The organism is Pseudomonas sp. MF4836 (genome assembly GCF_002018875.1).
In the GTDB taxonomy this organism is placed as follows: Bacteria; Pseudomonadota; Gammaproteobacteria; order Pseudomonadales; family Pseudomonadaceae; genus Aquipseudomonas.
The window spans coordinates 24,173-45,105 of sequence record NZ_MVOL01000019.1 but is presented as its reverse complement, the minus strand read 5'-3'; the positions used below and the strand labels follow the sequence as shown (position 1 = coordinate 45,105).

At 60.9% G+C, this 20,933-nt stretch carries 18 protein-coding genes; all 18 read right to left on the bottom strand.

The features are described 5' to 3' along the window. Window positions 1-12 precede the first annotated feature (12 nt). Window positions 13-513 carry an NADH-quinone oxidoreductase subunit J gene (gene nuoJ, locus MF4836_RS31285; protein ID WP_020296750.1) on the bottom strand — a complete coding sequence of 167 codons (501 nt, stop codon included), beginning with the start codon at window positions 511-513 and terminating at the stop codon, window positions 13-15. A gap of 9 nt (window positions 514-522) precedes the next feature. Continuing rightward, complete coding sequence (gene nuoI / locus MF4836_RS31280; RefSeq protein WP_007920177.1) at window positions 523-1,071, bottom strand: NADH-quinone oxidoreductase subunit NuoI; 549 nt, start codon at window positions 1,069-1,071, stop codon at window positions 523-525. Window positions 1,072-1,082: 11 nt separating this feature from the next. Further along, the gene (gene nuoH, locus MF4836_RS31275) at window positions 1,083-2,090 is read right to left on the bottom strand and encodes an NADH-quinone oxidoreductase subunit NuoH (protein WP_020296749.1); all 1,008 of its coding nucleotides are present in this window, start codon (window positions 2,088-2,090) and stop codon (window positions 1,083-1,085) included. After that, entirely contained in the window at window positions 2,087-4,801 is a 2,715-nt protein-coding gene (gene nuoG / locus MF4836_RS31270; RefSeq protein ID WP_078473591.1) for an NADH-quinone oxidoreductase subunit NuoG, read from the bottom strand. The genes nuoH and nuoG overlap by 4 nt, the downstream gene beginning before the upstream one ends. Window positions 4,802-4,936: 135 nt before the next feature. After that, window positions 4,937-6,292, bottom strand: coding sequence for an NADH-quinone oxidoreductase subunit NuoF (nuoF, locus tag MF4836_RS31265; protein ID WP_078473590.1), 1,356 nt, complete (start codon window positions 6,290-6,292; stop codon window positions 4,937-4,939). Beyond that, on the bottom strand, window positions 6,289-6,786 hold the full coding sequence (gene nuoE, locus MF4836_RS31260; RefSeq protein ID WP_007970445.1) for an NADH-quinone oxidoreductase subunit NuoE: 498 nt from the start codon (window positions 6,784-6,786) through the stop codon (window positions 6,289-6,291). Before nuoE ends, nuoF begins: the two co-directional genes overlap by 4 nt. A gap of 2 nt (window positions 6,787-6,788) precedes the next feature. Further along, a complete protein-coding gene (gene nuoC, locus MF4836_RS31255; RefSeq protein ID WP_020296746.1) occupies window positions 6,789-8,570 on the bottom strand; it encodes an NADH-quinone oxidoreductase subunit C/D in 1,782 nt (593 codons plus the stop codon). Between the two features lie 72 nt (window positions 8,571-8,642). After that, window positions 8,643-9,317, bottom strand: coding sequence for a NuoB/complex I 20 kDa subunit family protein (locus tag MF4836_RS31250; protein WP_020296745.1), 675 nt, complete (start codon window positions 9,315-9,317; stop codon window positions 8,643-8,645). Between the two features lie 10 nt (window positions 9,318-9,327). Continuing rightward, window positions 9,328-9,741, bottom strand: a complete 414-nt coding sequence (locus MF4836_RS31245) for an NADH-quinone oxidoreductase subunit A (protein WP_003223812.1) — start codon at window positions 9,739-9,741, stop codon at window positions 9,328-9,330. 591 nt (window positions 9,742-10,332) lie between these two features. Continuing rightward, window positions 10,333-11,658 (bottom strand): isocitrate lyase, encoded by a 1,326-nt coding sequence (gene aceA / locus MF4836_RS31240; RefSeq protein ID WP_020296744.1) that lies wholly within the window; start codon window positions 11,656-11,658, stop codon window positions 10,333-10,335. Window positions 11,659-12,159: 501 nt separating this feature from the next. After that, a complete protein-coding gene (locus tag MF4836_RS31235) occupies window positions 12,160-12,915 on the bottom strand; it encodes a secretin N-terminal domain-containing protein (protein WP_078473589.1) in 756 nt (251 codons plus the stop codon). A 175-nt stretch (window positions 12,916-13,090) separates the two neighbouring features. Continuing rightward, on the bottom strand, window positions 13,091-13,513 hold the full coding sequence (locus MF4836_RS31230) for a GNAT family N-acetyltransferase (RefSeq protein ID WP_078473588.1): 423 nt from the start codon (window positions 13,511-13,513) through the stop codon (window positions 13,091-13,093). Next, window positions 13,506-14,672 carry a ribosomal protein uL16 3-hydroxylase gene (locus MF4836_RS31225; protein ID WP_078473587.1) on the bottom strand — a complete coding sequence of 389 codons (1,167 nt, stop codon included), beginning with the start codon at window positions 14,670-14,672 and terminating at the stop codon, window positions 13,506-13,508. The genes MF4836_RS31230 and MF4836_RS31225 overlap by 8 nt, the downstream gene beginning before the upstream one ends. Before the next feature lie 86 nt (window positions 14,673-14,758). Then, window positions 14,759-16,129 carry an adenylosuccinate lyase gene (gene purB / locus MF4836_RS31220; RefSeq protein ID WP_078473586.1) on the bottom strand — a complete coding sequence of 457 codons (1,371 nt, stop codon included), beginning with the start codon at window positions 16,127-16,129 and terminating at the stop codon, window positions 14,759-14,761. Between the two features lie 127 nt (window positions 16,130-16,256). Then, a complete protein-coding gene (gene hflD, locus MF4836_RS31215) occupies window positions 16,257-16,880 on the bottom strand; it encodes a high frequency lysogenization protein HflD (protein WP_020296739.1) in 624 nt (207 codons plus the stop codon). Beyond that, the gene (gene mnmA, locus MF4836_RS31210; RefSeq protein ID WP_020296738.1) at window positions 16,877-18,001 is read right to left on the bottom strand and encodes a tRNA 2-thiouridine(34) synthase MnmA; all 1,125 of its coding nucleotides are present in this window, start codon (window positions 17,999-18,001) and stop codon (window positions 16,877-16,879) included. Before mnmA ends, hflD begins: the two co-directional genes overlap by 4 nt. Before the next feature lie 71 nt (window positions 18,002-18,072). Further along, entirely contained in the window at window positions 18,073-18,519 is a 447-nt protein-coding gene (locus MF4836_RS31205; protein WP_020296737.1) for an NUDIX hydrolase, read from the bottom strand. Between the two features lie 73 nt (window positions 18,520-18,592). Beyond that, window positions 18,593-20,818 carry an NADP-dependent isocitrate dehydrogenase gene (locus MF4836_RS31200; RefSeq protein WP_078473585.1) on the bottom strand — a complete coding sequence of 742 codons (2,226 nt, stop codon included), beginning with the start codon at window positions 20,816-20,818 and terminating at the stop codon, window positions 18,593-18,595. Between the last annotated feature and the right edge of the window lie 115 nt (window positions 20,819-20,933).

Genomic DNA, 20,933 nt, shown 5'->3' with positions numbered 1-20,933 from the left:
AGTAGGCATGAGTTACTCCTTCGCCTCGTTGCGGCCCAGGTGGAATGCCGTGACCGCTGCAGCAAGCAGCAGCATCGAGGCGAGTTCGACCACCAGCAGGTAAGGACCGAACAGGCTGATGCCTACGGCCTTGGCGTCCACGGCGGTGTGACCGATGCTGGCGCCGCTCTGATGGCTGAACAGCACATACAGCAGTTCAGCCAGCAGCAGGGCGCTGAGAATCACCGGTCCGATCCAGATGCCGGGCTTGAGCCAGATGCGCTCTTGCTGAACCGAGGCCGGGCCCAGGTTCAACATCATCACCACGAACACGAACAGCACCATGATGGCGCCGGCATAGGCGATCACTTCCAGTACGCCGGCAAACGGCGCACCGAGACTGAAGAACGTCATGGCCACGGCGATCAGCGAAATGATCAGGTAGAGCAGGGCGTGCACAGGGTTAGTGTTGGTGATCACACGCAATGTGGACACAACGGCAACACCTGACGCGAAATAGAAAGCGAATTCCATCTTTCTTCCTTAAGGCAGCAAGCTCTTCACGTTGATCGGCTCGGCTTCGTTTTGCGCGGAGCCTTTTGGCTTACCGGCAATGGCCATACCTGCAACACGATAGAAGTTGTAATCAGGGTTTTTTCCGGGGCCGGAGATCAGCAGATCTTCTTTCTCGTAAACCAGGTCCTGACGTTTGAACTCGGCCATTTCGAAATCCGGCGTGAGCTGGATCGCGGTGGTCGGGCAGGCTTCCTCGCAGAGGCCGCAGAAAATGCAGCGCGAGAAGTTGATGCGGAAGAAGTCCGGGTACCAGCGACCGTCTTCGGTTTCAGCTTTCTGCAGCGAGATGCAACCCACCGGGCACGCCACGGCGCACAGGTTGCAGGCTACGCAGCGCTCTTCGCCGTCGGGATCACGGGTCAGGACGATGCGGCCGCGGTAGCGCGGTGGCAGGTACACGGCTTCTTCCGGGTACTGCAGGGTGTCGCGTTTGCGGAAGCCATGGCCGAAAACCATCACCAGGCTGCGCAACTGGGTACCAGTACCCTTAACGATGTCGCCAATATATTTGAACATGGGTCAAATCCTCACTGAACCGCGCCCGCTGGCGTGTTCAACAACACAACCGCAGCGGTCACCAGCAAATTGATCAGGGTCAGCGGCAGGCAGAATTTCCAGCTGAAGTCCATCACCTGGTCATAACGCGGACGCGGGATAGAGGCGCGCAGCAGGATGAACAGCATGATGAAGAACGCGGTCTTCAAGGCGAACCAGACGAAGGCCAGTTGCGGCAGGATACCGAACGGACCGTGCCAGCCACCGAAGAACAGGGTCACCAGCAGTGCCGAGATCAGGATGATGCCGATGTACTCGCCAACGAAGAACATGCCCCATTTCATGCCGGCGTATTCAATGTGGTAACCGTCGGCCAGTTCCTGCTCCGCTTCCGGCTGGTCGAAGGGGTGACGGTGAGTCACGGCCACGCCAGCGATGAAGAAGGTACAGAAGCCGAAGAACTGCGGAATGATGAACCACAGGTTCTGCGCCTGGTACTCGACGATGTCTCGCATGTTGAACGAGCCGACCTGGACCACGATGCCCATCAGCGCCAGGCCCATGAACACTTCATAGGACACGGTCTGGGCCGAAGCCCGCAGGGAACCCAGCAGGGCGAACTTGTTGTTGCTCGACCAGCCGGCGAATAGCACCGCGTAGACCGAAAGACCGGCCATGGCGAAGAAGAACAGCAGGCCGATGTTCAGGTCCGCGACGCCCCAGGTCGGGGTGATCGGGATGATCGCGAAGGCGATCAGCAAGGCACTCATGGCCACAACCGGTGCCAGGGTGAAAATCACCTTGTCGGCAAACGGCGGAGTCCAGTCTTCCTTGAAGAACATTTTCAGCATGTCGGCAGCGATCTGAAACATGCCGAATGGGCCGACGCGGTTCGGACCGTAACGGTCCTGCCACCAGCCCAGCAGGCGACGTTCGACGAAGCTGAGCAGGGCGCCGGCAACCACCACGGCCAACAGCACCACGATGGCCTTGACCACCGCGATGATGGTGTCGATCACTTCAGGGGTGAACCAGGTCATTGCGCTGCCTCCTGCAGACCATCAACGGTTTTGCCGAAAATCGCCGGTGGAATACCCGCCAGACCTGCCGGCAGGGCAACCAGGCCAGCGCCCAGTTCTTCGTTGATGCGCAGCGGCAGGCGCAGGGTCTGGCCCGCCACGTTCAGGCTGAGCAGGGCGCCGTCGTTGACACCCAGGCGGTCCGCTTCGGACTTGGCCAGGGCCACGTAGGCAGCGGGAATGCGCTCCTGCACCGGGGCGGCTTTCGAAGAGTTCTCTTCGCTGCCGAACAGGTGATAGAACGGCACCACTTGCCAGGTGCCCTGGGCCGGCGAAAAGGCCCGTGGCGCGCTGGCGAACCAGTTCAGCTTGTCGCCCTGGGTTTCGATCAGGCGGGTGCCCGGGTCGCCCGCGCGAATGTGACCACCGACTTCGTCCTGGAATTTGTTCCAGGCCTGTGGCGAGTTCCAGCCCGGCGACCAGGCGAAAGGCACCTGCTGACGAGGCTCAGCCGAACCCGAGTAACCTTCCATGGAGAAGGCGAACGCGGTGTCCGGGTCTTGCGGAGTACGTGGCTCGTGCACGCTGATATCGGCGCGCATGGCGGTACGACCGGAGTAGCGCAGCGGTTCGCGGGCCAGTTTCATGCCCTTGATGCGGAACGCGGCGGACGGCGCGGCGTCGACGATACGGGCCAGTTGCGGTGCGCTGGAAGCGACGGCAGCCGTCACGTGGTCGAGCTGGGTCCAGTCAATCGGCTGGTTCAGCAGGGTGGCGCGCAGGGCATGCAGCCAGCGCCAGCCTTCGTGAACCAGGATGCTGGCGTCCATGTACTTCGGATCGAACACCTGGAAGAAACGCTGGGCGCGGCCTTCCTGGCTGATCAGGGTGCCGTCGCCTTCGGCGAAGCTGGCCGCTGGCAGGACCAGGTGCGCGCGGTCGCTGGTGGCGGTCTTCTGGTGATCGGCGACGATCACCACTTTCGCGGCATTCAGGGCGGCATCGACCTTGGCCGAATCGGTGCGGGTGTACAGGTCGTTTTCCAGGACCACGATGGCGTCGGCATTGCCGTCGATCACCGCTTGCAGGGCGGCGTCCACCGACTCGCCGCCGAGCATGGCCAGGCCGAGGCTGTTGGCTTCCGGCACGATCAGGCTGATGGAGCCGTTTTTCTCGCGCAGCTTCAGGGCCTTGGCGATGTTGGCGGCGGCTTCGATCAGTGCCTTGGAACCCAGGGAGGTGCCGGCGATGATCAACGGGCGCTTGGCCGCGAGCAGGGCGTCGGCAATGCGCTTGGCCAGTTCCAGGGCTTCGCTGTCCAGGCCGTCGACGGCAGGGGCGCTGGCGTCCAGGGCGTGGGCCACGGCGAAACCGATGCGGGCCAGGTCGTCCGGTGCAGCGTGCACGCACTCTTCGGCGATATCGTCGAGCTTGGTTTCAGCCAGGCTGGCGATAAACAGCGGGTTCAGCGCGTGCTGGCCGATGTTTTTCACCGCGGCGTCGAGCCAAGGCTGGACGCGCATGGCGTCGGCCATGTCTTCGGCCTTGCCCTTGACCGACTGGCGCAGGGCCAGGGCCATGCGGGCAGCGGTCTGGGTCAGGTCTTCGCCGAGGACGAAGATCGCGTCATGGTCTTCGATGTCGCGCATGTTCGGCACTGGCAGCGGGCTGTCGTTCAGCACTTGCAGGACCAGGCGGATGCGCTCCAGCTCGGAAGCTTCGATACCGGAGTAGAAGTGCTCGGCGCCTACCAGTTCACGCAGCGCGTAGTTGCTTTCGAGGCTGGCGCGTGGCGAACCGATACCGACGATGTTGCGGCCGCGCAGCAGGTCGGCGGCTTTATCCAGGGCTTCGTCGAGGGTCAGCTTGGCGCCACCGGCCAGCAATGGCTGGCGTGGGCGGTCTTCGCGGTTGACGTAGCCATAGCCGAAACGGCCACGGTCGCAGAGGAAGTACTGGTTCACCGAACCGTTGAAACGGTTCTCGATGCGCCGCAGTTCGCCGTAACGCTCGCCCGGGGAGATGTTGCAACCGCTGGAGCAGCCATGGCAGATGCTCGGCGAGAACTGCATGTCCCACTTGCGGTTGTAGCGCTCGGAGTGAGTCTTGTCGGTGAACACACCGGTCGGGCAGACCTCGGTGAGGTTGCCGGAGAACTCGCTTTCCAGCACGCCGTCTTCAACGCGACCGAAGTACACGTTGTCGTGGGCGCCGAATACGCCCAGGTCGGTGCCGCCGGCGTAGTCTTTGTAGAAGCGCACGCAGCGGTAGCAGGCGATGCAGCGGTTCATTTCGTGGGAAATGAACGGGCCCAGTTGCTGGTTCTGGTGGGTGCGCTTGGTGAAGCGGTAACGACGTTCGTTGTGGCCCGTCATTACGGTCATGTCTTGCAGGTGGCAGTGACCGCCCTCTTCGCACACAGGGCAGTCGTGCGGGTGGTTGGTCATCAGCCATTCGACAACGCTGGCGCGGAACGCCTTGGATTCTTCATCTTCGATGGAGATCCAGGTGTTGTCGGTGGCTGGCGTCATGCAGGACATGACGATACGACCACGGGTGTCGTTCTCGTCGGTGTACTGCTTGACCGCACACTGGCGACAGGCACCGACGCTACCAAGAGCGGGGTGCCAGCAGAAATAAGGGATGTCGAGGCCTAGTGACAGACACGCCTGTAACAGGTTGTCCGCCCCATCGACTTCGAGCGCTTTGCCGTCTACGTGGATAGTGGCCATGGTTCAAAGTTCTTCGTTGGCCCGTTGTCAGCGGGCGTGGCTAATGGAATCTTGTTATTCATGTGCATCAACACAGCCTTCAAGGCGTCAGCACATGAGAAGGCGAAGAGTACGGACCCTTCGCCTTTTTAAGCGTTACGCGCCGACTACGATCGGTCGGGCCAGAGGCGGGACGGCGGCGCTGCTAGGCGCGATGCCGGCTTCGAACTCTGGACGGAAGTATTTGATGGCACTGCCCAACGGCTCCACGGCACCCGGTGCGTGAGCACAGAAGGTCTTGCCTGGGCCGAGGAAGCCGACCAGACCCAGTAGGGTCTCGATATCGCCGGCTTGCCCTTCACCTTTCTCGAGGGCCATCAGCAGCTTGACGCTCCATGGCAGGCCATCGCGGCAAGGGGTGCAGAAGCCACAGGATTCGCGGGCGAAGAACTGCTCCATGTTGCGCAGCAGGGACACCATGTTGACGCTGTCGTCCACCGCCATGGCCAGGCCGGTACCCATACGGGTGCCGACTTTGGCGATGCCGCCGGCGTACATTTGTGCGTCCAGGTGTTCAGGCAGCAGGAAGCCGGTACCGGCGCCGCCTGGCTGCCAGCACTTGAGCTTGAAGCCGTCGCGCATGCCGCCGGCGTAGTCTTCGAACAACTCGCGCGCGGTCACGCCGAATGGCAGCTCCCACAGGCCGGGGTTCTTCACTTTGCCGGAGAAGCCCATCAGCTTGGTGCCGTGGTCTTCACTGCCTTCGCGGGCCAGGGATTTGTACCAGTCCACGCCGTCGCCGATGATCGCCGGCACGTTGCACAGGGTCTCGACGTTGTTCACGCACGTCGGCTTGCCCCACACGCCTACGGCGGCAGGGAAGGGCGGCTTGGAGCGCGGGTTGGCGCGGCGGCCTTCGAGGGAGTTGATCAGTGCGGTTTCTTCACCGCAGATGTAACGCCCGGCACCGGTGTGGACGAACAGCTCGAAATCGAAGCCGCTGCCCAGGATGTTCTTGCCCAGCAGGCCTGCGGCCTTGGCTTCTTCCACGGCACGGTTGAGGTGCTTGGCGGCGGTGGTGTATTCGCCACGCAGGAAGATGTAGCCACGGTAGGTTTTCAGTGCGCGGGCACTGATCAGCATGCCTTCGATCAGCAGATGGGGCTGTTGCTCCATCAGCATGCGGTCTTTCCAGGTGTTGGGTTCCATTTCATCCGCGTTGCACAGCAGGTAGCGGATGTTGATGGATTCGTCCTTGGGCATCAGCCCCCACTTCACGCCCGTGGGGAAGCCTGCACCGCCGCGGCCCTTGAGGCCTGCGTCTTTCACGGTCTGGACGATATCGTCCTGGGACATGTCGGCAAATGCTTTGCGCGCCGCGGCATAACCGTTCTTGGCCTGGTATTCGTCGAGCCAGACCGGCTCGCCGTCGTCACGCAGACGCCAGGTCAGGGGGTGGGTTTCTGCGCTGCGCTGGATGCGGTTGGCAGGGCCGAAGGATGTCAGGGTCATACGTAGCCCTCCAACAGTTTGGCGACGCCAGCAGGCTGTACGTCACCGAAAGTGTCGTCGTCGATCATCAACGCCGGCGCCTTGTCGCAGTTGCCCAGGCAGCACACCGGCAGCAGCGTGAAGCGGCCGTCGGCGGTGGTCTGGCCGAGGCCGATACCGAGCTTGCTCTGGATCTCGCTGACCACTGACTCATGGCCGCCGATGTAGCAGACCATGCTGTCGCAGACGCGGATGATGTGACGGCCGACCGGCTGGCGGAAGATCTGGCTGTAGAACGTCGCCACGCCTTCAACGTCGCTGGCCGGGATGCCGAGGATCTCGCCGATGGCGTACAGGGCGCCATCGGGCACCCAGCCACGTTCCTTCTGGACGATCTTCAGGGCTTCGATAGACGCCGCGCGCGGGTCTTCGTAGTGATGCAGCTCGTGCTCGATGGCCGAGCGCTCGGTTTCGCTCAGGGCGAAACGGTCTGTCTGGATAAGCGTGCTGTTCATGCTTAGCGGTCCACGTCGGCCATAACGAAGTCGATACTACCCAGGTACGCGATCAAGTCCGCGACCATGCTGCCTTTGATCACCGAAGGGATCTGCTGCAGGTGCGGGAAGCTTGGGGTACGAATCCGGGTGCGGTAGCTCATGGTGCCGCCATCGCTCGTCAGGTAATAACTGTTGATGCCCTTGGTCGCTTCGATCATCTGGAAGGATTCGTTGGCCGGCATCACCGGGCCCCACGAAACTTGCAGGAAGTGCGTGATCAAGGTCTCGATGTGCTGCAGCGTGCGCTCTTTGGGCGGCGGCGTGGTCAGCGGGTGATCCGCCTTGTACGGGCCTTCCGGCATGTTGCGCATGCACTGGTCGATGATCTTGATGCTCTGGCGCATTTCTTCGACGCGGACCATGCAGCGGTCATAGGCATCGCCGTTGGCGGCCAGCGGCACTTCGAACTCGAAGTTCTCGTAGCCGGAGTATGGACGCGCTTTACGCAGGTCGAAGTCGCACCCGGTGGAACGCAGCCCGGCACCGGTGACGCCCCATTCCAGGGCCTCTTTGGTGTTGTAGGCGGCAACGCCGATGGTACGACCCTTGAGGATGCTGTTCTGCAAGGCGGCCTTGGTGTACTCGTCGAGGCGCTTGGGCAGCCATTCGACAAAGTCCTTGACCAGCTTGTCCCAGCCGCGCGGCAGGTCGTGGGCGACGCCACCGATGCGGTACCAGGCCGGGTGCAGGCGGAAACCGGTAATGGCTTCGATCACCGTGTACGCCTTCTGGCGGTCGGTGAAGGTGAAGAACACCGGGGTCATGGCGCCGACGTCCTGGATATAGGTCCCCAGGAACAGCAGGTGGCTGGTAATACGGAAGAACTCGGCCATCATGATGCGGATGACGTCGACCTTCTCCGGCACCTTGATGCCGGCCAGTTTCTCGACCGAGAGCACGTACGGCAGGTTGTTCATCACCCCGCCGAGGTAGTCGATACGGTCGGTGTAGGGAATGAAGCTGTGCCAGGACTGACGCTCGGCCATCTTCTCGGCACCACGGTGGTGGTAGCCGATGTCCGGTACGCAGTCGACGATCTCTTCACCGTCCAGCTGCAGGATGATGCGGAACGCACCGTGAGCCGAAGGGTGGTTCGGACCCAGGTTGAGGAACATGTAGTCCTCGTTGGCCCCGGAGCGTTTCATGCCCCAGTCTTCCGGCTTGAAGCGTGCGGCCTCTTCTTCCAGTTGCTGCTTGGCCAGGGTCAGGCTGAACGGGTCGAATTCGGTGGCGCGCGCCGGGAAGTCCTTGCGCAGCGGGTGACCTTCCCAGGTCGGCGGCATCATGATGCGCGACAGGTGAGGGTGGCCCGGGAAGTCGATGCCGAACATGTCCCAGACTTCGCGCTCGTACCAGTTGGCGTTGGGCCAGATACCGGTCACGGTCGGCAGGCTGAGGTCGCTTTCGGACAGGGCGACCTTGATCATCACGTCGCTGTTACGTTCGATCGACAGCAGGTGATAGAAGACGCTGAAGTCGGCGCCCGGCAAGCCCTGGCGCTTGGTGCGCAGACGCTCGTCCACGCCGTGCAGGTCATAGAGCATGACGTACGGCTTGGGCAGGTTGCGCAGGAAGGTCAGGACTTCGACAAGTTTGGCGCGGGTAACCCACAGCACCGGCATGCCGGTGCGGGTGGCCTGGGCGGTGAACGCCTCAGGGCCAAAACGGTTATTGAGTTCGACGACCACATCCTGGTCGTCTGCCTTATAAGGCGGGATGTACAGAGCACTGCCTGTAGTCATGGTTTTTTATCGCTTTGGGTCAACGTAAAGAATGAAGCCAGTTTCTCGTTTCTTTGTAAGAACAGAGCTGGATCAGACTTCGTCTGGGCTGCGCAGGTTGGTGACCTGAATACGCTGTTCGCGGCGCTGTTCCTTTTGCGAAGGCATCTCGGCGCGGTATACGCCTTGATCGCCGACGACCCAGGAAAGTGGGCGACGCTCCTTGCCGATCGATTCCTGCAGCAGCATCAGGCCTTGCAGGAAAGCTTCGGGGCGAGGCGGGCAGCCAGGCACGTAGACGTCCACGGGCAGGAATTTATCCACCCCCTGAACCACGGAGTAGATGTCGTACATGCCACCGGAGTTGGCGCACGAACCCATGGAGATAACCCACTTCGGCTCGAGCATTTGCTCGTAGAGACGCTGAATGATCGGCGCCATCTTGATGAAGCAGGTTCCGGCAATAACCATGAAATCCGCCTGACGCGGCGATGCCCGGATAACCTCGGCGCCAAAGCGCGCGATGTCGTGGGGCGCCGTGAAGGCGGTGGTCATTTCCACATAGCAGCAGGAAAGGCCGAAGTTGTACGGCCACAGGGAGTTCTTACGTCCCCAGTTGACCGCGCCGTTCAGCACGTCTTCCAGCTTGCCCATGTAGATGTTTTTGTGGACTTGATCTTCTAACGGATCGGAAACGGTTTCCCGTTCGCCGATCGGATACTGCTCGTTAGGAGCATCGGGGTCGATCCTGGTGAGATTGTATTGCATCGCCAAAGCCTCATTGTTTTAGCTTCGCCTGCCGCTTACGACGAGCTTCCGGAGCCCAATCAAGGGCGCCCACTCGAAATAGGTAGACAAGACCTGCCAACAGAATTGCTATGAAAACGAGAGCTTCGACGAATCCGGTCCAGCCGCTTTCGCGGACGGACACAGACCAGGCAAAGAGAAAAAGGGCTTCGATATCGAAGATCACGAACAGCATCGCGACCAGATAGAATTTGGCTGAGAGCCGCAAGCGGGCGCCACCGGTAGGTAGCATGCCGGACTCGAACGGTTCGTTTTTGCTGCGGCCCCAGGCTTTTGACCCGAGGAGGCTGGAGACGCCGAGCATGAAGGCACAAAGGCCGACGACACCCAGAAGGAAAATGGCAAAGCCCCAGTTGTGGGCCATGAGTCCTGTCGCTTCGGGCATGCTGGTAATCCTTAACAGAGAGCAAAGGTCTCTGAGCTTGATAAAGAAATAAAGCAGTGACGATATGTCGCAGCGCAATCAATCGCGGTGATTTTATGGCTAAACAACGGGCAAGTAAAATCTCTATAGCGAAATTGTTTATTGGAATAAGGACATAGGTCACCTCGCAAGCCCCGTAAGCCAGGCGATGCGGGCATTAGCGGGCATTTGGTTAATTATGTTTTGCGGTAGCTGTAACGAATATTATATGGGCTAAATGATAATCAATATTGTTTGGGGTGGTTTTTAAACTGTTGTACGGGTGGCTGGCGGGAAAGTTGTTTTTTATATGCGCGTTACTACAAGTAGCGAACGCCGACCTTTTACCTTTTTTTACTTGCCTGGACACCGCTCTGGATCAATGTTTTGCCGGATTGAGCTGATCGTGCGGTGGATGGGGGCGGCGAGCGCCTGATGCTGGCGAGTCTCGGCTTGGTCGCCAGCGAAAGCCGGGGCAAAAAAACGCCCCGAACCAGTCGGGGCGTCAGAGGTGCGGCATTGCAGTTAGGTGTGTAGCGGGTCTGCAATGGCCGATTCAGGCTTGAAGCGCTATCAGTGGAACTGCTCTTCTTCGGTCGAACCGGTCAGTGCGGTAACCGACGAGGTGCCGCCCTGGATCACGGTGGTCATGTCGTCGAAGTAGCCGGTGCCCACCTCCTGCTGGTGAGCCACGAAGGTGTAGCCCTTGGCGGCGTCGGCAAATTCCTGCTCTTGCAGTTTCACGTAGGCAGTCATGTCGTTGCGGGCGTAGTCGTGCGCCAGGTTGAACATGCTGTGCCACATGTTGTGAATGCCGGCCAGGGTGATGAACTGGTGCTTGTAGCCCATGGCGGACAGTTCGCGCTGGAACTTGGCGATGGTCGCGTCGTCCAGGTTTTTCTTCCAGTTGAAGGAAGGCGAGCAGTTGTACGACAGCAGTTGGTCCGGGTATTCCTTTTTGATCGCTTCGGCGAAGCGACGGGCCTCGTCCAGGTCTGGCTTGGCGGTTTCGCACCAGATCAGGTCGGCATACGGAGCGTAAGCCAGGCCGCGAGCGATAGCCTGGTCGAGGCCGGCGCGTACTTTATAGAAGCCTTCCTGGGTACGTTCGCCAGTCACGAATGGCTGGTCGTACGGGTCGCAGTCGGAAGTCAGCAGGTCAGCAGCGTTAGCGTCGGTACGTGCCAGGATGATGGTCGGAGTTCCGGCAACGTCAGCAGCCAGACGAGCTGCGGTCAGTTTCTGCACGGCTTCCTGGGTGGGAACCAGTACCTTGCCACCCATGTGGCCGCATTTTTTTACCGATGCCAGCTGGTCTTCGAAGTGAACGCCGGCGGCGCCTGCCTCGATCATGCTCTTCATCAGTTCGTAAGCGTTCAGTACGCCGCCGAAACCGGCTTCGGCGTCAGCCACGATTGGAGCGAAGTAGTCGATGTAGCCTTCGTCGCCCGGGTTCTTGCCGGCTTTCCACTGGATCTGGTCGGCGCGACGGAACGAGTTGTTGATGCGCTTGACCACGGTTGGAACCGAATCCACCGGGTACAGCGACTGGTCGGGGTACATCGATTCTGCAGAGTTGTTGTCTGCAGCGACTTGCCAGCCCGACAGGTAGATGGCCTGGATGCCGGCTTTGACTTGTTGTACAGCCTGGCCGCCGGTCAGGGCGCCCATGCAGTTGACGAAATCTTTCTCAGGGCGGAAGGACGGCTTGGCACCTTGGGTCACCAGGTTCCAGAGCTTCTCGGCGCCCATGCGTGCCAGGGTGTGCTCAGGTTGAACCGAACCGCGCAGACGGACGACGTCAGCAGCGGAGTAAGCGCGTGTCACGCCTTTCCAGCGCGGGTTTTCAGCCCAGTCTTTTTCAAGGGCTGCAATTTGCTGTTCGCGTGTCAGTGCCATGGAGATAAACCTCGTCGCATAGGTCTGGGGTGGAAAATTCTCGCTCCGCCAGTTACGCAGGGTTGAAGGATGCGTAGATGGCTGCTCGCTGACCAGAAGCTTAGGTGGTCAAGTCGGGTTTGGCGGGGATTGCGACGGGTGAACGATGGGCTCGAGGGGAAAGTGAGCAGGTGAGGGCCAGCTGTCGGGCGCGTCCGGGCATCGTGGGCCTTTATGCGTTCCAGCAGTGTGTTGCCGTTCTACCTAATTACGCTTCCGTCCCTCGGGACAACTTCGTTCCAGTCGCAATCTCGTCAAACACGCCTTGTGGGCGGTACAGACACGAATCGGCTCAGGTGGGTAGGTTAGAGCGGCGATCCGAAGGCCCTTGCCAGGGCCCCTGATTAGCGGGAGCGAGGCCATCATGCCTTCGGTTTTTTGGCTCGTCAAATGTTTTGTAGTGCTTTTTTTATGGCACTACATCTTTGGTCTAATACGACTAATCAGTCAGTTTTTGGTGCTTTAGTCCAAGGAGTCGACCTTGACTCGCAAGGTCATGTCATCCCGACCTTGAGTCGAGTAGCTGCGGCCCAGGCCCTGTTTGTCGGCTTGTGTCTGGCGATTGACGCCGGCCAGGGTGATCCACTCGCCGAGGCGCCCGCTGACGGTTGTGTCGGTGCTTTGCACGTTCACTACATCGGGACGTTCCTGGCTCATGCGGTCACGGTTGGTGCTGATGCTCAGGTGCACGGTGTCGCCGGTCACACTGGCGGTGACGTAGAAACCCTGGGTGACGTTGCGGTACTGGGTCTGGTTCTGCGGACGGCCATAGGCATCGGGCTGGGTGGTGGTCAGCGGCACGCTTTGCCCGACCTGGATCAATGCCGGTATGCCTTCGCTGGCCTGGATCTGCTGGATGCCGCCGTCGCGGCTCTCGGTGCTGCGGTTAATGATGCGCGCCTGCGGGGCGCCATTCACCGAATAGCCCTGGTTGTCCTGAATATTGTTTTCGTTGGTGTCGACGGTGATGAGCAGGCGCTTGGCGGCGGTATCGAGCTGGGCGATAAAGGCGCGAAGTTCTTCGATCTTGCCGGGTTCGGCATTGACGATCAGTTGGTTGCCATAGGCACTGACCTTGCCGTCCTTGCCCAGGAAGTTCTGCGCCACTGGCAGCAAATCTGCGCTGGTGCGGTGGTTCAGGGGCACGATCTCGGTGGCAGCCATGACCGAGAAACTGAAGGTCAGCAGCAGCGTCGTGAGCAGGGTGCGTAGGGACATATCCGTTATCTCCGCAGATGGGTGGTGCGTAAAGCCTTGAGTTTGACAGTTTGTCGGCCCGGGGTGGGGCAAGTTGAATCGCAGATGGCAAAACGCCCCGGCGTCCTGGGTCCAGCTTAGCGTGCTGAATATCCGGATGTCGGGGCGTCTTGTTGTCGCTATTGAGGCCTTTGGGTCAGGCGCCGCGCACCATGTCGACGTGGGGGATGCCCGCCTCGAGGAACTCCTCGCTGACAATGCTGAACCCCAGGCGCTCATAAAACCGCGTGGCCTGGACCTGGGCGCTCAGCATCTGCTGCTTCAGGCCACGTTTTTCGGCTTCGCCGATCACCGCTTGCATCAGCGCGTCGCCGACTTTCAGGCCGCGCCAGTCCTTGAGGACTGATACCCGGCCAATATGGCCGTCCGGCAGCAGGCGCGCCGTGCCGATCGGAAAGTCACCTTCAAAGGCCAGGAAATGCACCGCACTGTCGTCATCCGCGTCCCACTCCAGTTCAGGTGGTACGGACTGTTCAGCAATAAACACGGCTTCACGAATGCGCCGGATCTCGGCGTTATCCTTTTGCCAGTCAGCGACACGTACGCGAATCTTATTCATCGGCAAACCCCAGGCTCCCTTGCTTGACCAGTTCGCACAGCAGGTTGCGGCCATCGTCATCGGCCAGCCACGGGCCAAGGTTGTCGACGTGCAGCGCATCCGCGGCGCAAACCATTTTCAGCAGCTCGCGCAGTTTACCCGGAAGCAGTCGGCTTTGGCCGCTGGCGAACAGCAGCAGGTCTTCATCCACTTCCGACCAGGCCAGGCGCGCACTCGGGTTACGGATCAGGACGGCGCCTTGCTCCAGGCTGCCCAGCAGGTCTTCTTCTTCGAGTTCCGGGCCCACTACCAATTCCGGGTAGCGCGGCTCGGTCATGAACTGGCCGAACCAGGTCAGCAGCAGGCGTTCGTCGCTCATGTGCTCGGCGAGCAAGCCTTTGAGGCGATCGAGTGCATCGTGCTGGATCTGGTGCGGGTCGCTGACCGGGGTCGCGTCGGCGTCGGTGTAGCGCTCTTCATCAGGCAGGAACTGGCTGAGGAAGTCGGTGAAGTGGGTCAGGACTTCGGCAGCACTTGGCGCGCGAAAGCCTACCGAGTAGGTCAGGCAGTCGTCCACCGCAACGCCCCAGTGCGCCAGGCGCGGCGGCAGGTAGAGCATGTCGCCGGGTTCCAGGACCCATTCGGCGGTCTCTTCGAAGTCGGCCAGGATACGCAGGTCGGCGTGTTTCAGCAGTGGGCTCTCGGAGTCGCACATCTGGCCGATTTTCCAGTTGCGCTGGCCATGGCCTTGCAGCAGGAACACGTCGTAGTTGTCGAAGTGCGGACCCACGCTGCCACCGGGTGCGGCGAAGCTCATCATCACGTCATCGATGCGCCAGCTTGGGAGAAACCGGAAGTTCTCCAGTAGCTCGGCCACTTCCGGAACGAACTGGTCAACAGCCTGTACCAGCAGGGTCCAGTCGCGCTCCGGCAGTTTGCTGAACGCGTCTTCGGCGAACGGGCCGCGGCGCAATTCCCAGGGATGCTCGCCATGCTCGAGCACCAGGCGCGATTCAACTTCCTCTTCCAGGGCCAGGCCGGCCAGCTCGTCGGCGTCGATAGGGCTTTCGAAATCAGGAATAGCCTGACGGATCAGCAGTGGTTTTTTCTGCCAGTAGTCGCGCAGGAATTCACGTGCGGTAATGCCGCCCAGCAGTTGAAGAGGAATGTCAGGATTCATGTGTAACCTATTGAAAAAAAGCACTTTTCAGACGGGAATAAAAACGCCCGGCGCTGCCGGGCGTCTCAAACGGGTATAGCGGTCGATCAGATGCGCTTGGCTTGCTCTACAGCGTTACCGATGTAGTTCGCCGGGGTCAGCTTTTTCAGCTCGGCCTTGGCGGCAGCAGGCATGTCGAGGGCATCGATGAAAGTTTGCAGCGCTTCAGGGCTGATGCCCTTGCCGCGCGTCAACTCTTTCAGTTTTTCGTAGGGGTTTTCGATGTTGTAGCGACGCATCACGGTCTGGATCGGCTCGGCCAGGACTTCCCAGCAGGCGTCCAGGTCGGCAGCGATTTTCTGTGCGTTGAGCTCCAGCTTGCTGATGCCTTTGAGGCTGGCTTCATAAGCGATCACGCTGTGGGCAAAGCCGACGCCGAGGTTGCGCAGTACGGTGGAGTCGGTCAGGTCACGCTGCCAGCGGGAAATCGGCAGCTTGCTCGCCAGGTGCTGGAACAGCGCGTTGGCGATGCCCAGGTTGCCTTCGGAGTTTTCGAAGTCGATCGGGTTGACCTTGTGCGGCATGGTCGACGAGCCGATTTCGCCAGCGATGGTGCGCTGCTTGAAGTAGCCCAGGGAGATGTAGCCCCAGATATCGCGATCGAAGTCGATCAGGATGGTGTTGAAGCGGGCAATGGCATCGAACAGCTCGGCAATATAGTCGTGCGGCTCAATCTGGGTGGTGTAGGGGTTGAAGCCCAGGCCCAGCTCGTCTTCGATAAAGGCGCGGGCGTTCTCTTCCCAGTCGATTTCCGGGTAGGCCGACAAGTGTGCGTTGTAGTTGCCTACGGCGCCGTTGATCTTGCCCAGCAGCGGAACGGCAGCGACCTGGGCGATTTGGCGCTCAAGGCGGTACACCACGTTCGCCAGTTCTTTGCCCAGGGTGGTCGGCGAAGCCGGTTGGCCGTGGGTGCGCGACAGCATCGGCACGTCGGCGAAGCGGATGGCCAGCTCGCGGATGGCGTCGGCAGTCTGGCGCATCAGTGGCAGCATCACTTCATCACGGCCTTCGCGCAGCATCAGGGCGTGGGACAGGTTGTTGATGTCCTCGCTGGTGCAGGCAAAGTGGATGAATTCGCTGACATTGGCCAGTTCAGGCAGCTTGGCGGCCTGTTCCTTGAGCAGGTACTCAATGGCTTTGACGTCGTGGTTGGTGGTGCGCTCGATTTCCTTGACGCGCTCGGCGTGCTCCAGGGCGAAGTTTTCGGCCAGGGCATTCAATACGGCGTTGGCTTCGGCAGAGAACGCCGGCACTTCGCCGATTGCGGGGTGAGCGGCCAGGCGCTGGAGCCAGCGCACTTCAACCAGGACGCGGGCACGGATCAGGCCGTACTCGCTGAAAATAGGGCGCAGGGCCTGGGTTTTGCCGGCGTAGCGGCCGTCAACAGGGGAAACCGCAGTGAGCGAAGAAAGCTGCATGGGGTGTTCTCGGACAGTCGGGCAACGAAATGGGGCGCGTATCATACATGAAAAAAACCGCTGGTCCGTTGCCAACTGACCAGCGTCTTACGCGTAACGACGTGCAAACAGCGCTTGCGGGCGCAGCTCAGCTGCTGCGCATCAACGGATAAAGCTCTTTGAGCAATTTGCGACGGCTGATGACCAGCTGCCAGCGATGGCCGCCCAATTGGCGCCATAGGCGTGCCGAGCGGATCCCGGCCAGCAGCAGGGCGCGGATTTTCGAGGCGTTGCTCGGCTGCTGCAGGTTGCGCATGTCGCCGTGCACCTGGATCCGCTGGCGCAGGGTACTCAGGGTGTCCTGATACAGCGCGCCGCAGGCGGCGATCACGTTTTCATGGGCCGGGCCGAAGTGCTCTACCTGGGATTGGATCTGCGGCAGGCGCTTGCCGATGGTCTCCAGCAGGTCTTCGCGCTTGGCCAGTTGCCGCTCAAGGCCGAGCATCGACAGCGCGTAACGCAGGGGCTCGCGCTGCAGAGTGCTGGGGTCGCGCTCCAGGGCGCCGATCAGTGCGCGATAGCCTTCGCGCAGGTTGATGTCGTCACCGCCGTAGACTTCCAGGGTGTCCTTGGGGTCACGGATCAGCAAGCTGCCGAGCATGCAGCTCAGGCCGGCTTCGGTGACCTGGCCAGTCTTGGCGATCTTGTCGACCAGGACCGCTGCCAGAAACACGCCGCCCAGCGCCGTCAATTGCTCCTGAGTCGGGCTCATGCCTTGCTGCTCCAAGGCTCTGCTACTTCGATCACGCCACCACCCAGGCAAATTTCGCCGTCATAGAACACCACAGATTGGCCTGGGGTCACCGCGCGCTGCGGGTCGTCGAAGGTTGCGCGATAGCCGTTGGCGGTTTTTTCCAGGGTGCAGGGCTGGTCGCCCTGGCGATAGCGGACTTTGGCTGTCAGGCGCCGTGGTTCGCTGAGGTCGACCGGGTTGACCCAGTAGATCTCGGAGGCGAGCAGGGCGCGGGAGAACAGCCATGGGTGGTCATTGCCCTGGCCGACGATCAGCTCGTTGTGCTCCAGGTCCTTGAGCAGCACGTACCACGGCTCGTCGCTGGCGTCTTTCAGGCCGCCAATGCCCAGACCCTGGCGCTGGCCGATGGTGTGGTACATCAGGCCGTGGTGACGGCCGATGATTTCACCTTCGGTGGTTTTGATTTCACCGGGCTGGGCGGGCAGGTACTGCTTGAGGAAGTCGCTGAAGCGGCGCTCGCCGATAAAGCAAATGCCGGTGGAATCCTTTTTCTTGGCCGTGGCCAGGTCGTGTTTTTCGGCAATGGCTCGGACTTCGGGCTTTTCCAGCTCGCCTACGGGGAACAGGGTCTTGGCGATCTGTTCGCCACCGACGGCGTGCAGGAAGTAGCTCTGGTCCTTGTTCGGGTCCAGGCCCTTGAGCAATTCGGTACGGCCGTCGAGGTCGCGACGGCGCACATAGTGACCGGTGGCGATCAGGTCGGCGCCGAGCATCATGGCGTAGTCGAGGAACGCCTTGAACTTGATTTCCCGGTTGCAGAGGATGTCCGGGTTCGGCGTGCGTCCGGCTTTATATTCGGCCAGGAAGTGTTCGAACACGTTGTCCCAGTACTCGGCGGCGAAGTTGGCGGTGTGCAGCTTGATGCCAATCTTGTCGCACACGGCCTGGGCGTCCGCGAGGTCGTCCATGGCGGTGCAGTATTCCGTTCCGTCGTCTTCCTCCCAGTTCTTCATGAACAGGCCTTCCACCTGGTAGCCCTGCTCGATCAGCAGGAGGGCGGAAACGGAAGAATCCACGCCGCCGGACATGCCGACGATGACGCGCTTCTTTTGGGTGTCAGAAGGGGCTGGATCACGCATAGGAATTCAATGGGTGTCTTGAAAAAGGACGCGATTCTAACAGGCTGAGGCCTGCAAGGCTAAAACTGCGGTTAAAGCGCCGGGCGAATCAGCTCAAGGCTGTGCAGTTGGCCGCCCAGGTAATCATCGACACAACGGATGATCAGCTCGCTGCGCCAGTGTGCGCGTTGTTCGAGCAGTTCGTCACGGGTCAACCAGCGCGGGCCGATTATGCCGTCATCCAGCTGATAGTCCGGGTGATGTTTGAGCGGCTTGGCGGCGAAGCACACGCGCTGGTAGGTCACGCCGTTGCTGGGGGCGGTATAGAGGTAGAGGCCGACGACGCCGGTCAGCTCCACGTCCCAGCCGGTTTCTTCCAGGGTTTCGCGCACGGCGGCCTGCGACAGGCTCTCGTTGGGATCCAGGTGCCCGGCGGGCTGGTTGAGTACGGCTTGTTCGTCCTGATATTCCTCGACGAACAGGAAGCGGCCGTTGTCTTCGACAATGGTGGCGACGGTGATGTGGGGTTGCCATTCCATGAAAGATGCTCCTGAAAAGGTGCCAGAAGCACAAACCCCGGCGCGGGGCCGGGGTTTGTGGGTTCGGTCTTGCTTACACCAGCGCAGCGATGGCCGCGTTGAGGGTGGCGCTTGGGCGCATGGCCTTGCTCACCAGCTCAGGCTTGGCGCTGTAGTAGCCGCCGATGTCCACGGGCTTGCCCTGGACCGCATTGAGCTCGGCAACGATGGTTGCCTCGTTCTCGGTCAGGGTCTTGGCCAGGGTGCTGAACTGCGCTTGCAGTGCGGCGTCTTCGGTCTGGGCCGCCAGGGCTTGAGCCCAGTACAGCGCCAGGTAGAAGTGGCTGCCGCGGTTGTCGATGTTGCCGACTTTGCGCGAAGGCGACTTGTTGTTGTCCAGGAACTGGCCGGTGGCCTGGTCCAGGGTCTTGGCCAGTACCAGCGCCTTGGGGTTGTTGTAGGTGTTGCCCAGATGCTCCAGGGAAGCGGCCAAGGCCAGGAATTCACCCAGGGAGTCCCAGCGCAGGAAGTTTTCTTCCAGCAGCTGTTGCACGTGCTTCGGAGCCGAACCGCCGGCGCCGGTTTCGAACAGGCCGCCGCCGTTCATCAGTGGCACGATCGACAGCATCTTGGCGCTGGTGCCCAGTTCCATGATCGGGAACAGGTCGGTCAGGTAGTCGCGCAGCACGTTGCCGGTGACCGAGATGGTGTCCTTGCCTTCGCGGGTGCGGGCCAGGGTGAAGCTCATGGCTTCTACCGGCGACATCACGCGGATGTCGAGGCCGGTGGTGTCGTGATCCTTCAGGTAAGCCTGAACTTTCTCGATCATCACGCCGTCGTGGGCGCGCATTGGGTCCAGCCAGAAGATGGCCGGAGTGGCGCTGGCGCGAGCACGGTTGACGGCCAGCTTGACCCAGTCCTGGATCGGCGCGTCTTTGGTCTGGCACATGCGGAAGATGTCGCCAGCTTCGACTTTCTGTTCCAGCAGCAGGTTGCCCTTGCCGTCGGTGACGCGAACCACGCCGTCAGCCTTGATCTGGAATGTCTTGTCGTGTGAGCCGTACTCTTCGGCTTTTTTCGCCATTAGGCCGACGTTCGGCACGCTGCCCATGGTGGTTGGGTCGAAGGCGCCGTGTTGCTTGCAGTCTTCGATCACCGCCTGGTAGATGGTGGCGTAGCAGCGATCCGGGATCAGTGCCTTGGTGTCGTGCAGTTGGCCGTCGGTGCCCCACATTTTGCCGGAGTCACGGATCATGGCCGGCATCGAGGCGTCGACGATCACGTCGCTCGGCACGTGCAGGTTGGTGATGCCTTTGTCGGAGTTGACCATCGCCAGGGAAGGGCGTGCGGCGTATACGGCCTGGATGTCAGCTTCGATCTGCGCCTGCTGCTCGGCTGGCAGGGCCTTGATACGGGCGTACAGGTCGCCGATACCGTTGTTCAGGTTGAAGCCGATTTCTTTCAGTACGTCAGCGTGCTTGGCCAGGGCGTCCTGGTAGAACTCGGCAACGATCTGACCAAACATGATCGGGTCGGAGACTTTCATCATGGTGGCTTTGAGGTGCACCGACAGCAGCACGCCTTGTTTCTTGGCGTCTTCGATTTCGGCGGCGACAAAGGCGCGCAGGGCTTTTTTGCTCATGACGGCGCAATCGAGGATCTCGCCGGCTTGCACGGCGGTTTTTTCTTTCAGGACGGTGTGGGTGCCGTCTTGAGCGATCAGCTCGATTTTAACGCTGTCGGCGGCTTCGATCAGGGCGGCTTTTTCGCTGCCGTAGAAGTCGCCATTGCTCATGTGAGCCACGTGGGACTTGGAGTCTTTGGCCCAGGCGCCCATTTTGTGCGGGTGCTTGCGCGCGTAGTTCTTGACCGACAGTGGGGCGCGACGGTCGGAGTTGCCTTCACGCAGTACCGGGTTTACCGCGCTGCCCTTGACCTTGTCGTAACGGGCCTTGGTTTCTTTGTCGGCGTCGCTGGTGACGGTCTCCGGGTAGTCCGGCAGGGCATAACCCTGGTCCTGCAGCTCTTTGATCGCGGCTTGCAGTTGTGGAGCCGAGGCACTGATGTTCGGCAGCTTGATGATGTTGGCTTCCGGCGTAACGGCCAGGTCGCCCAGTTCGGCGAGGTGGTCCGGCACGGCTTTGGCGCCCAGTTGCTCGGGGAAGCTTGCGAGGATGCGACCAGCCAGCGAGATGTCGCGGGTTTCCACGGCAATATCAGCCGAAGCGGTGAAGGCTTCTACGATAGGCAGCAGTGAGTAGGTGGCGAGTGCAGGGGCTTCGTCGGTGAAGGTATAGATGATCTTCGAACGGGTGGGCATATTCGGATTAACTCTCTTCTTTGCTAAAGCGTGCGCAGAAACTCGAGGTGCGCCGGGTAAGCGCGTTCGTTCAAAGTCGTCCATGAGCCGAATGTCGAGATTTCTTCGCGGTGAT

Bases quoted from the DNA above. Each gene is read 5' to 3' on its own strand.
- nuoJ (WP_020296750.1), bottom strand. From the start codon at position 513: ATGGAATTCGCTTTCTATTTCGCGTCAGGTGTTGCCGTTGTGTCCACA.
- nuoI (WP_007920177.1), bottom strand. From the start codon at position 1,071: ATGTTCAAATATATTGGCGACATCGTTAAGGGTACTGGTACCCAGTTG.
- nuoH (WP_020296749.1), bottom strand. From the start codon at position 2,090: ATGACCTGGTTCACCCCTGAAGTGATCGACACCATCATCGCGGTGGTC.
- nuoG (WP_078473591.1), bottom strand. From the start codon at position 4,801: ATGGCCACTATCCACGTAGACGGCAAAGCGCTCGAAGTCGATGGGGCG.
- nuoF (WP_078473590.1), bottom strand. From the start codon at position 6,292: ATGACCCTGACATCCTTCGGCCCTGCCAACCGCATCCAGCGCAGCGCA.
- nuoE (WP_007970445.1), bottom strand. From the start codon at position 6,786: ATGAACAGCACGCTTATCCAGACAGACCGTTTCGCCCTGAGCGAAACC.
- nuoC (WP_020296746.1), bottom strand. From the start codon at position 8,570: ATGACTACAGGCAGTGCTCTGTACATCCCGCCTTATAAGGCAGACGAC.
- MF4836_RS31250 (WP_020296745.1), bottom strand. From the start codon at position 9,317: ATGCAATACAATCTCACCAGGATCGACCCCGATGCTCCTAACGAGCAG.
- MF4836_RS31245 (WP_003223812.1), bottom strand. From the start codon at position 9,741: ATGCCCGAAGCGACAGGACTCATGGCCCACAACTGGGGCTTTGCCATT.
- aceA (WP_020296744.1), bottom strand. From the start codon at position 11,658: ATGGCACTGACACGCGAACAGCAAATTGCAGCCCTTGAAAAAGACTGG.
- MF4836_RS31235 (WP_078473589.1), bottom strand. From the start codon at position 12,915: ATGTCCCTACGCACCCTGCTCACGACGCTGCTGCTGACCTTCAGTTTC.
- MF4836_RS31230 (WP_078473588.1), bottom strand. From the start codon at position 13,513: ATGAATAAGATTCGCGTACGTGTCGCTGACTGGCAAAAGGATAACGCC.
- MF4836_RS31225 (WP_078473587.1), bottom strand. From the start codon at position 14,672: ATGAATCCTGACATTCCTCTTCAACTGCTGGGCGGCATTACCGCACGT.
- purB (WP_078473586.1), bottom strand. From the start codon at position 16,129: ATGCAGCTTTCTTCGCTCACTGCGGTTTCCCCTGTTGACGGCCGCTAC.
- hflD (WP_020296739.1), bottom strand. From the start codon at position 16,880: ATGAGCCCGACTCAGGAGCAATTGACGGCGCTGGGCGGCGTGTTTCTG.
- mnmA (WP_020296738.1), bottom strand. From the start codon at position 18,001: ATGCGTGATCCAGCCCCTTCTGACACCCAAAAGAAGCGCGTCATCGTC.
- MF4836_RS31205 (WP_020296737.1), bottom strand. From the start codon at position 18,519: ATGGAATGGCAACCCCACATCACCGTCGCCACCATTGTCGAAGACAAC.
- MF4836_RS31200 (WP_078473585.1), bottom strand. From the start codon at position 20,818: ATGCCCACCCGTTCGAAGATCATCTATACCTTCACCGACGAAGCCCCT.